Source organism: Nitrososphaera sp. (assembly GCF_050748925.1).
Classification (GTDB): domain Archaea; phylum Thermoproteota; class Nitrososphaeria; order Nitrososphaerales; family Nitrososphaeraceae; genus Nitrososphaera.
Genome location: NZ_JBOGQF010000075.1, coordinates 1 through 8,470, shown reverse-complemented (window position 1 = coordinate 8,470; position 8,470 = coordinate 1). Strand labels below are relative to the sequence as shown.

The 8,470-nt window shown below is 52.1% G+C and carries 9 protein-coding genes and 1 pseudogene; 3 read left to right on the top strand and 7 right to left on the bottom strand.

What is annotated here, in order from left to right; all coding sequences use genetic code 11:
* Nucleotides 1-366: pseudogene (locus tag ACREAY_RS07485) on the top strand (hypothetical protein); the annotation flags it as partial.
* 3 nt (nucleotides 367-369) lie between these two features.
* Here ACREAY_RS07485 and ACREAY_RS07480 read toward each other — a convergent pair.
* From ACREAY_RS07480 to ACREAY_RS07460, 5 genes are all read right to left on the bottom strand, one after another.
* Nucleotides 370-843, bottom strand: coding sequence for a hypothetical protein (locus tag ACREAY_RS07480; protein WP_431755145.1), 474 nt, complete (start codon nucleotides 841-843; stop codon nucleotides 370-372).
* A 159-nt stretch (nucleotides 844-1,002) separates the two neighbouring features.
* Nucleotides 1,003-1,617 carry an Hcp family type VI secretion system effector gene (locus tag ACREAY_RS07475; RefSeq protein WP_431755144.1) on the bottom strand — a complete coding sequence of 205 codons (615 nt, stop codon included), beginning with the start codon at nucleotides 1,615-1,617 and terminating at the stop codon, nucleotides 1,003-1,005.
* Between the two features lie 74 nt (nucleotides 1,618-1,691).
* Complete coding sequence (locus ACREAY_RS07470) at nucleotides 1,692-3,902, bottom strand: hypothetical protein (RefSeq protein ID WP_431755143.1); 2,211 nt, start codon at nucleotides 3,900-3,902, stop codon at nucleotides 1,692-1,694.
* Nucleotides 3,903-4,026: 124 nt separating this feature from the next.
* A complete protein-coding gene (locus tag ACREAY_RS07465; RefSeq protein ID WP_431755142.1) occupies nucleotides 4,027-4,851 on the bottom strand; it encodes a DUF72 domain-containing protein in 825 nt (274 codons plus the stop codon).
* Between the two features lie 31 nt (nucleotides 4,852-4,882).
* On the bottom strand, nucleotides 4,883-5,293 hold the full coding sequence (locus ACREAY_RS07460) for a hypothetical protein (RefSeq protein WP_431755141.1): 411 nt from the start codon (nucleotides 5,291-5,293) through the stop codon (nucleotides 4,883-4,885).
* A 116-nt stretch (nucleotides 5,294-5,409) separates the two neighbouring features.
* Here ACREAY_RS07460 and ACREAY_RS07455 point away from each other — a divergent pair, with 116 nt between their 5' ends.
* Nucleotides 5,410-5,724 (top strand): hypothetical protein, encoded by a 315-nt coding sequence (locus ACREAY_RS07455; RefSeq protein ID WP_431755140.1) that lies wholly within the window; start codon nucleotides 5,410-5,412, stop codon nucleotides 5,722-5,724.
* 585 nt (nucleotides 5,725-6,309) lie between these two features.
* Here the strand turns inward: ACREAY_RS07455 and ACREAY_RS07450 are convergent.
* The gene (locus tag ACREAY_RS07450; protein WP_431755139.1) at nucleotides 6,310-6,741 is read right to left on the bottom strand and encodes a hypothetical protein; all 432 of its coding nucleotides are present in this window, start codon (nucleotides 6,739-6,741) and stop codon (nucleotides 6,310-6,312) included.
* A 269-nt stretch (nucleotides 6,742-7,010) separates the two neighbouring features.
* Between ACREAY_RS07450 and ACREAY_RS07445 the strand changes: the two genes are divergently transcribed.
* The gene (locus tag ACREAY_RS07445) at nucleotides 7,011-7,370 is read left to right on the top strand and encodes a hypothetical protein (RefSeq protein ID WP_431755138.1); all 360 of its coding nucleotides are present in this window, start codon (nucleotides 7,011-7,013) and stop codon (nucleotides 7,368-7,370) included.
* Nucleotides 7,371-7,691: 321 nt separating this feature from the next.
* Here ACREAY_RS07445 and ACREAY_RS07440 read toward each other — a convergent pair.
* Nucleotides 7,692-8,470 (bottom strand): calcium-binding protein (locus ACREAY_RS07440; protein ID WP_431755137.1); only part of this gene is annotated, 779 nt, incomplete at its 5' end.

Genomic DNA, 8,470 nt, shown 5'->3' with positions numbered 1-8,470 from the left:
GTTGCCATAGCCGGCTTTATGCTCAGCGTAGGCTTTGTCCTGCGGGGCCTGCTCGTCGGCGACTATGGCGGCCTGGTGATTGCCGGCTTTATCGCGTTTTTCGCAAACGCCTGGATAGTCACCGCCCTCCTGACATATACCGCCGAGAGCTTTCCAACCCGCGTCCGGTCTTCTGCCGCCGGCATCGTGGAAGGCGGCAGCAGGGGCCTCGCTGCGGTTGCGCCGTTTGTGTTTATAACCCTGCAGCCTGCGGGCTTTATGACTATGATGTCGGGGATAGCCGCGTTCTCGTTTGCAGCTGCCGCAGTAGCTATCTTTGGGATGCGGACGTGCGGCCAGTCGCTTGAAAAGCTGAACCGCGAGTGAGCGTCAGATGGGTATCGTGACTTTCTCTATCATCGCCGGATGCCTTTCCCTGTAGTGCTTTACCAGCTCCTTTGTCGAGCCAAACGACAGCCTGCATACGTCGCAGGTTTCAGCCGGGGTCCTTGACACTGAAAAGAGCGGCCTCTTGCTCACCCTTATCGTCCTGTCGCCGGGGAGAGATATCGCGACAAGCCCTCCGTCATTCCAGCTCTTAAAGTGCTTTTCAAATTCTTCGTACAGCGAGAGGTTAAAGCACGCGACCGGGTCACTGTCAAACTCGCACGACTTTTTCTTGTCTATGTATTCCCTGTGCAGCCTTTCAAGCCAGACGTCCACCACTTCCGGGTGCTCTGCCAGAATGGACTTTGTAATGTCAATTGTATGGACTGCAATGGCAGTCTCTAGCGCGTCGTTTGGAACGATGATGTATCCCTTTAGTTTCAGGCCGAGCGCTTTGTCCTCAAAAACATGGCTCATGCAAAGTAATACCGCATCAAATTATTAAGCATTGCCTTATAGATTTATGATAAAACTATATTATTTTGTATTAATAGAGGATTTTCTGAAGTATTGCAAGATAAATGTTGAAAATCATGGATGTAGCTTTTGCATACGGGCGATAACAAAAAGAGGAGGCTAGGCCTCCTTGTTCTCCTTGAGGTCCCATCCTCCAGTCACGGGTCCGCCGAGCGAGCCACTCTTGTCCACGGGATAGTACTTGAACTCGATCTTGGCAAAGTTGAGGCTAAAGGTGTCGGTAGGCACTCCGCCTTCGCTGCCGCTCTGTTGGTACGAGCTTATCAGGACTTCGCTCATCTTGATCTCTAGGAATTTTTCGCCCCTCTTGCCTGCAATCTCTCCTGTCAGGACAACTTCCTTGATGTGCTCGCCGGTGGCCGTCTTGACAAATAACAGCGGCGACGACTTGTCCAGGTTCTTGACAAACGAGATGTCTTGGAACGTTGCCTTTCCTGCGCCCCCACCTCCGCCGGTGCCGGAGCTGCCCTGTTGGCTGACGCCCCAGCTGAACGACAGTATCTCTATCTCGCCCTTGTGCTTTGCGCTAGTTGACTCGCCATCCACGCCCTCTATTTTCAGAAAATAGTCCACATTTGCCGCGTCCGCGTACTGCATCTCTGGCACCCCCTGGCCCACAACGCCCTGCGACGCAAAAGACGCAGCCGCTGCATACGCTGCCAGGATCGACGCAATCCCTATTGACGCTATCTGCAACTTGCCCAGCTGTAACATGCGCGATTCTAATTCCGGAAAAGATATACATTTTCTGTAATCTCGTTCTATAAGAAAAAATGAAGAAGAGTGCCCTACATGGGCAGCTCTATCTTTTCCGGGATCCGGGGCATCCCGCCAAGCTCGACGCACGGGACCTGCTCGAGTGCGACCGCAGCCGTCTCGCCCATGCCGTACTCGTGGATTATGCCCATGCCGTTCGTGTGCTTTGGATAGACCCTCAGCTCGATTGCAAAGGCGCACTTTTGGTGCGGCCCGAGCATCTCTCCAAAGGTCTTGGTGGCGGCCTTGGCATTGCCCGCGCTCAGCACCGCGGGAATCGGCGACGGCGCATTGGAGGTCCCGCTCTCGATTGCGATGCTGCTGTCGTTGAGCCCCCTGACGGCCCACAGGTTGTAGCTGTGCATAAAGCCGTTCACGTGGAACCCATAGAACCGCACGGTAAAGTTGTCGCCTGTGCAGCCCTGCAGGAACAGGCAGGGGCCTGAGACGGCCTGGTCGTTCTTGCGCAAGGCCACGATGTCGCCGTAGCACGACACGTTGTCGACGTGGAACATGTGCGACAGGGCGGCAAAGTTGACTGCCGTCGTGTTGGTCTCGTCGGCCCACCTCCTGAAGGTAAAGCCGACAGGGTTGCCGGATCCTGGCGCCCCTGCAGGCTTGATCCTGTTGCCGGACGCGTCAAACACCTCAACTATCACGAGTTGCTTGCCGTTGTCGTGCAGAGCGGTGTTCCACGCGTGGTGGAACTGGAACCACAGCCACCCGCCGTCTGGCGCGTCAGACTCGTATGGGATGAGGTAGAGGTCCGAGTTTGCGCCGACGACGTTTGGGCCCAGGCTGACGGCCTCTGTCTGCAGCTGCGGGCCGACCCACTTCCACCTGCTCCACGCTATGGCGCCGGTGAGCTGCTGCGGCGTGCTGGTGGCGTCGCCGGCCGCGTTGGCCTTGGCCACGCTCACCCTGTAGTATTTTGCGCCAAGCGCCTTGAGCCCTTCGGTGAACTTTAGCCTGAAACTCAGGGTCTTGCCCCACGGCTGGCCGGCATAGTTGTGGTTCACGAGGCCGTCGGCTGCGACTGGAGGCGCCACGCCGTATTCGCTGTCCTGCGCCGGGCTTGCAAGCTTCCAGCTGGGTATGACGCCAATGTTTTCCAGCATCACAAACTCGCCTCCCGGGTTGGGGGTGCCTCCGTCGGGGTTGCACGCGATGCCCTTCCAGGTCTTCAGGTGCGCGTCGTCAGACGCCTTGAAATACTCGTTGACCGTGGCCCCGTCATAGATGTACACCCACTGGTTGCCCTGCCACTGCCTCACCTTGTAAAAGTAGGTGACCCTGCAACCAAAAGGCACGAGCGGCGCCCTGAAGCACGCGCTGAACTCGCCGTCCCCGCTGACTGCCGTCTCGGTGACCTTTTTAGTGGTGCACGAGCAGAATATCGGTGACAGGTAGTCACGGGCTTCGACGTATGTGGCCCTCTCTGCAGCCGTCATCAAGGACATCGCGTGGACGTCCTGCGCAAGCTTTTCCGGCACGTTGCCAAGGGGCAGGGGCCTGTCGAGCGCCCGCGCTATCTTGGCGTTTCTCGCCTCCCGAAACGGCGCGGGGTCGGGGCCCGGCCCGGGGAACGGACCCGGCGGCCACGGGTCGACCGGGATTGGCGGGAACTTTTCGATCCACTCGCGCAGCCAGTCAATGATGTCGATGTCTATAGGCGGCCAGTGGCAGCAGCACGTTTTCTGGTAGACTTCGACTATGGCGTTGCATATAGGCGCGCACAGCGTTGGGAAATGCGGTATCGCCAGCTCGCTGACGGGGGAGAACGTCGAGGGTGCAAACGCCCTTGGCTCGACCTTTGCAGTGGTCTTGAGAGAAGATGCGAACACGCCCTTGGTCGCGGCGATGTCTATCAGCCACGGCCTGCACTTGTGGACGTCGCCGTGGACGCAGGCAATCGGGAAGAACCAGTCGTGCCACTTGGGCCCGATGTCTATCAGGCCCGTGTTGGCCCATTCATTCAGCTTTTGCGAACGGAAAGTCGAAAGCGACTCCCTGCTGATCTCTTTTTCGTCGACGTCCGGCCCAAAGCCCATGGTGCCCTCCTTTACATAGCGCGCTAGCTCTGACAGCATTATCTTGTTGCCTTCAATGCTCTTGACCTTCCTTATCGCTCCTTTTTCTATAGAATAAAGCGCCACCTTTGGCTGCTGGTCTTTCTCTGTGCTCCCGAGGAACTTTATTTCAAGCGACCTGTCCTTGTTTGCGTTAAACCCTGCGCGTTCCATGCCCGTTGAGGATTTCCCGTAAATAAAACACTTGTAGAGTTTATCTCTATTAGAAGATGTACTCAAAGAGATTCTCTTAATACGGCAATTAGCGATTATAGGCCCTATTTTTGAAAAACTAATGCTAGACAAAGTCTGTTATCCTCGTCCTTCTTGATGCCCTGCGCGATCGCTTGTCGATTTTTTCCTTGAGCGCCGACTGCGCCTCGGTTATCGTTCCGTTCATTTCTAAAAGCTGGAGGGCGTTTATCGGCGCGCTTGAGCGGTAGTGGTTGTTAAAGTAGGCGTACGTCGTCTTTGTTTTCGAGGATATCTCCTCCAGCTTTTTCGCCCACGGTTCCAGCTCGCCTTCTGAATACGTATAGTCAAACCAGACCTGCTTTCCCCTGCCGTGCCACCTGACGTAAGCGTGGCTGTCTGTCGTTACCACCGGCTTGGCAAGGAATTCCAGCGGCGAATCGGTTATCGTGTTTGCGACGCCGTGTTTTTGCAGAAGCGCCCAGGTCTCCTTTCTGTTCCACGACTCGTGGCGGAACTCGACTGCAAAGTGCATGTGTACCGGCAATTGCTCGAGGAACGATTCCAGGCTGCCGATCTCGTCAAAGGAGAAGCTGGGCGGCAGCTGCACCAGCATGCAGGCCAGCTTCTCTGTCTTTTCAAGCGGATGTATTACATCAAGAAATGTGGCAAGCTCCCGCTCTGCTCCAACGAGGCGCCTGTCGTGCGTTATCGTTTTTGGCAGTTTTAATGAAAACTTGAAAAAAGGCCCGGTGGCCCTGGCCCAGCCTGCCACCATCGACTTTGAAGGCATCCTGTAAAACGACGAGTCTACCTCGACCGTGTCAAAGATCTTGCCGTAAAACGGCAGCTTGGCGACTTTGTTGTTTGGGTAAAAGAGCCCGACCCACTCCTGGTAGCTCCACCCGCAGGTGCCAAGCAGAATCGCCAACGGCTGCTATCCGGCTCGCAAGGATATGTGTCTACCGCGGCCTCTTCAGGAACATCTTGGCTACCTCTGGCAGCACAAACGCATAGTGTATGTGCACGCAGTCCTTTGACTCGCAAAGGCCGCAATAGAGCGCCCTGTCCTTGAGAAAGACTTCGGCCGTCTTTGTCTTTTTTGCGTCGCGTATGAAAAGTATGTTTTCCTGGTACCCGACCCGGGATAGGTAGGGCGCGTACGTCTGGAGGAACTTGTCGCGCTCGAGTGCTTCGGAGAGCACCGAGTTGATGTATTCCTTTGTGTTCCACCGCATCTTTTCCGCGGTGGACTTCATCGTGTCGTACGTGTCTTTGAATATCTCTACCGTCACAACTTCCTTTCCGCCGCGCTTGACCATGTCTCTTGCATCAATGGTGACGTGAATGTCGTTTATAACGTTTATGCACATGTTCTAACATGTTATAACATATTGTTTTAATACCAGACTTTGGTAATGATAGACTGGGATGGCGGGTCGTGGGAAATTTACAGCTTGATTGGCTCCTGATATCTTCGATATTGAGTGTGACAATATTCGTAACTACAAACATAGCCGTCTTCGTCTGGTTGCTGAAGTTCAAACCAGAGGTTTTGCGGTCAAAGGGTATAGAGCAGAGGGAAACAACATACAATTGGAATGTCATCGGAGGAATAGTGCTGCAATGCAGCTCCTTTTCAGGAGGAATAGTGCTTCTGATCAACATTTTGGTCTTTATGATAACTGGAATATGGAATGTGGATGCAAAATCGTTGGGAATATTGGCATTGGCCTTTGCAATGATGCTCTTCAGATCATTCGATAAATTCGTTACAGGATTAAGACGACAGGTCAAAGGATAGCGGCGAGAAAATTACACATTTTTTCTTCCCTATCCTGTGAAATGGGAATTATGGGCCCATTTCTTACGGGCCAACCTTCCATTACAAGGGGGAATGCAAAACTACTTGCCTGTCGTCCCTTTCAGAACTCTGACCGCGCATAATTTGCAGGGTAATATTTAAGCCCCCAATCGTCTTCCACTGCTGCAGCTATGGCCCCCGTACAAGCGTATTTTTGGCCCCTCTGCGAAGTCCCAGAACGACCGACCCTCCCCACCAGAGTACAGAAATATTATCTCTCCCCCTCTTCTCCCGCTCCACATATAGACAATCGGGCCCGCAACTATGGGCCCGCAAAAATAAATCCTATTCTTGTTAACTAGGGAAAAGTTATTGTCTTTAACATATGTGCGCCAAGGGGCGGCCGATCCTGCGAACGTGACAAGTTTACGCCTTGATAAAAAAACAAGGCAATTTTTTTCAATTACATCTCCGCCATTTTAGAATCCGATGTAAATGGCTTAGCGCACTCATGTTCTGCCTTGGAAAGCAGGATCTCTAACTCTTTTACTACTGGTTCGATGGCATATGTTTCGCCTCTGAACATCAGTATTTTCTTGGATTATCATAATGTCTAAGGATATTCTTTCTTCCTTTATTTTTCGCAATAGTCAGGTCTTCCAAGAATGGCGTAATTATGCTGTCTACCATGCCCTTACCATCTGATTCTTTAATCCCGACTTCGAGCTTTTCATCATAGTGTTCGTAAATGTTTCTGAAATCTCTGTCATAAAGTGGAGAGGCATCTGTAATCGACAAACTATCCCTAAGATCTTTTCTTAAAGATTTGAATTTGGCTTTCTTATTCCATAGCAATTTGGATACATTTCCCACTCCCATTAGGAACGGATTCACAGAATACCAAAACCTCGTATAATCCAGTTGTTTCATTGCAAGCATCATATCATCATAAGCCATCAGAGCAACTAGGCATTGATTGCTTACTTCTACTTGGAAAGTTCGTAGGACCCAGCTCATTATACTAGGTGACTTAACGATTCTTTTTAACATTCGCCAGCAGCTATGCCGTTTGTCAGCCCATTAACGTAGATTATGCACACCAAAAAAGCAGCACAAAACGACGAGGAAAAGAGGGGGATTGTATTTTTACTCATTGTCGATAAAAATGGTATACCCCCTTCCCACGCTCATTCTTGTGCCGCTTTACAGGCGCGAAAACGGCAAGGACAGCCGCTGGTTCAAGCACGCAGCTTAAATTATTTAATTGTCTTTCTTAGCCCTAAACATTGGGCAGTGATATACCTGAAAAGAGTTTTGTTCGAGTATTCAGGGTACTGCCTGAGCGTCTTTTTACGATCTTGGCTGATGTGCTAAAGCAATCAAACCCTTTCAAAGTTTGGAAGGTAGATGAAAAGGCTAGACTCATAGACATGACTACCTACCTGCCGTTGTTGGGAGTAACAAGCCACCGAGAACGAGTTGACGTATCAGTACTTGACGGCAAGGATGGCAATTCATTTGTTGTACAGATTCGGGTTTCACCCGCTACGACTCCGTCCCAATTTACAATGGTTGATTTTTTTTCTAAAAAAGGGATGGTTGAAAGCGGAGCTGGCTCTATTGCAAGAACGATTTTGAAGACTTAGAGGCCAAGATTGGTAAATAGCCACTGCGATGCGTAAAAACAACCAAATTGCAGCACTCATGCCTGACAACCTACTTTGCAGCAGGAGTCAACTAATAGAATCTAGATAAAGCACTCTAGAGGTTTGCGGATCACCGGATCGAACTTCCCTCAATCATGCTGAGGCGGATGCCTCGAGGTTAATGATGGTGACTACATTTCCGGGCCATTCGGCTCGCTTTCGCAGATCAGCCCTCATTAAATAGAAGATAAGTGAACCCATCGATATGGAAAGATTAAGTCCCACCGAATTCATAGCCGAATGCATACAAGCCTTTACAAGTTAGTATTTCTCGCAGTCATCGAGCTTTACATCTCCGTCTTTTGGGTTAAAGTCGGTGATGATGTCAAGGCCGGCCCCGCAGTTGAAATAGTCTGCACCAGCGCCACCTGCTAGCCTGTCATCCCCGGTGTCACCCCATATCCAGTCGGAATGGGGGCTACCATTGAGAATGTCATTGCCGCTGTCCCCCACGAGAATAACTGCATCAACAGCATTTGATGCGTCAAGAGTGTCCGGGCCCGCGCCGCCATATAGGGCCCCATGCATGTTTGTTATGAGAGTGTCAGCACCCTCATCGCCTGTCATCAACACATAACCATGACCCGTACGACTAGTTGCAATACGGTCATTGCCGGCGCCGCCGTTCATACGCAAAAGTTCGCCGTTTGAAGCGGCAGAATTGTCGCCGCCGTTGATCATGACATCGTTGCCTTCATCGCCCACAAAAATGTCACTCTCCGGCCCACCAGTAGCACTCGGGTCATCCATTGCGTCATCGCCTTTCCCACCATACATTCTGTCGCTGCCGGCGCCGCCATGGAGCCGGTCGTTGCCATCATCGCCGCCCAAGACGTCGTCGCCGTGGCCGCCGCTAATCTCATCGTTTCCAGCCTTGCCAAAGAGCACATCATTGCCCTCCCTTCCAACCATTATATCATCTCCCGGCGTTCCGTCCCGGGTTATAGCCGTCACGGAGGTTGACGCCGAGGCTGCCAGTATGACAACGACAGCAACTGCCGTTACTATCGTTATCACTAGGTATAAGCCGATCCTACGCC